Here is a 2,082-nt window from a genome sequence, read left to right on the forward strand (position 1 = left end):
AAATAGAACCACTATTCACTAAAGATTTCCGACTTTTCATCCTCAATTTCCTGCCACCCTCGCTACGGGCGCTATTCTCGGACAGCATCCTGGTTCTCATCCAAAAACTGGCAGACAAGGAGAAAACCGACAAATCCAAGATATCCAGTTTCATCCGTCTGACCTGCCTGGCGCCTGATATTCACAAAGCCATTCCCTGTAAAACCGGGACATGTGTACTGACACTGAAGGACTGCCTGAAGCCATTCCCGATGCTCTGGACAGAACAGCGGGAGCACTTTGCAAAGTTGGTGATTTCGTTTCCGGCACCAGATGAGAAAGGATGAACTCTCCCATGCTTTGCAACCGTCGGATTACTCGTAAGCAATACCTGCAAGACTATTATGTTTAAGCTGAATTCTTTGAACATCAGCTTGAAAGGATGCAGCATGCTTATTGGAAAAAACAGGCTGTGTACGGAACTTTGCATGCCTCAGGTACTTGTTTGCAGTCTGCTCCACTAACTGAATTGCCGAACGTTCTCGCAAGGGTATAAGAGAGCCTGTTGAGCAACCACAACTCTCGGCAAACATTGCGACGCGGCCAGTCATGACATTTGGACAGTACTCGGATTCAGAGAGGTTAACATCTATTAATGAGAAACAGTTTCCAGTCATAAGATCTTTAACGCCAAAGCCAAACCCCGGAAGCCTGCTGGTAATTCTGAAAATTGAAAAGAACGATGATCGCATATCTGAGAAAAATTCTATTTCCTCTTTTGCCGTCGGCTTATTCATATTCACATAGCGATCAATTGCATTGAATTTCCCACTGTATTCATTAAAAAATGCATAGTCGACCAGGATTGACTGTTCCTCATCTGAACCAATTACCAATGTTTTGCCAGAGGTCAACCCAAGTTTCCTGGCTGCCTTAAAGAGTCCCTCACCCGGTATATACTTGATCATGTCATTAAACAGCATGCGGCCAAGCTCTCTGTGCTTTCTGTACTCATCAAGAAGCTTCTCACGCTGTTTTTCATCGGTATCTGCCGGACGCATAATAGGATCCTTATGAGAACTTAGAGTAAAAAAACGACTAATGGAATTTTAGATGATTTCGTCAACGGTTCCGAGCCCCTACCGGAAAAACGCCTGCGAACCGCCGGCGCGACCACCGGCAAATTGTAAGCTTACATACTGATATTGAAGAACAAAAAAGTGGAGGACTCAAAGGACCAATGCCTTTAACCCTTTGTTTACAGGCCTCATAAACGACAAAACCCTCACGACAGGCATCGTAAGGGTTAAGGTGAATGGCGGTGGGGAGGGAACCTGTGGCGGAATTTTTTGATAATTTCGTACCAACTAACAATCTCAGCAATTACTTATGCAACCTACGGAACCTTTCATATTCATCCTTTTCATAGCGTTATTGAGAAAATAATTGGAGTAAACGTAATGTCAGGAAATGTCGGCCTCTACTTTTTTACAGAAGAGCGACTCATGGAATTTGCAGCAAATATCCACAATGAGTCTGTTCTTTCTACAACGAGAAAGATGAATGAGATGACATCACCTCAACAAGTGCGAGCTATGAGGAATAATGGAGCAAGCCTGCGCCGGGACGAAAAGACCCTTAAAAATGTTGTGGACGCAAACGTTAAGCCTTGCTCATGAGGGGTTAGCTTATTATTTCCCAAGTATCCTTTATATGGAATGGCGATTGCTAACCCACTCTCTCAGGCATATGAGGTTACTGGTTTGAACTATTTAGTTCGTCTTCTTATGGCACTTTATGCCGCATCACCTTTTGCATAACTGCCTGAATTGTACATTTGCTTGAAAACCTTAAAATCCAGCATCAAATCGTGTTAATTCGGCAAAGATCGGCTTTACAAGTACCAACAACCCCATATAATCAGCCAGTTAACCTGTAGCCTCAGGCACGCTCCTGAGACACAAAAACCACCAATCCAACCACTTGTCTTTCCAAGAGCACCATCATGGCTGAGATTGATGACCGCTGGCTGTCAATGACAGAAATTTGCAAGCACCCAGGAGGCTGTCCGAGAATAGCGCCCGACTGGGCGTCCCCGTAGCG

At 44.6% G+C, this 2,082-nt stretch carries 2 protein-coding genes and 1 pseudogene; 2 read left to right on the plus strand and 1 reads right to left on the minus strand.

The window, feature by feature from the left end; genetic code table 11:
- Positions 1-326 (plus strand): annotated as a pseudogene (locus tag KDK14_RS03140) (hypothetical protein); the annotation flags it as partial.
- Between the two features lie 27 nt (positions 327-353).
- Here KDK14_RS03140 and KDK14_RS03145 read toward each other — a convergent pair.
- Positions 354-1,040, minus strand: coding sequence for a hypothetical protein (locus KDK14_RS03145; protein ID WP_257263567.1), 687 nt, complete (start codon positions 1,038-1,040; stop codon positions 354-356).
- A 288-nt stretch (positions 1,041-1,328) separates the two neighbouring features.
- Between KDK14_RS03145 and KDK14_RS03150 the strand changes: the two genes are divergently transcribed.
- Positions 1,329-1,658 (plus strand): hypothetical protein, encoded by a 330-nt coding sequence (locus KDK14_RS03150; protein ID WP_257263568.1) that lies wholly within the window; start codon positions 1,329-1,331, stop codon positions 1,656-1,658.
- The last annotated feature ends 424 nt before the right edge of the window (positions 1,659-2,082 follow it).

This window comes from Endozoicomonas sp. ONNA2, from assembly GCF_024606365.1.
Taxonomy (GTDB): domain Bacteria; phylum Pseudomonadota; class Gammaproteobacteria; order Pseudomonadales; family Endozoicomonadaceae; genus Endozoicomonas.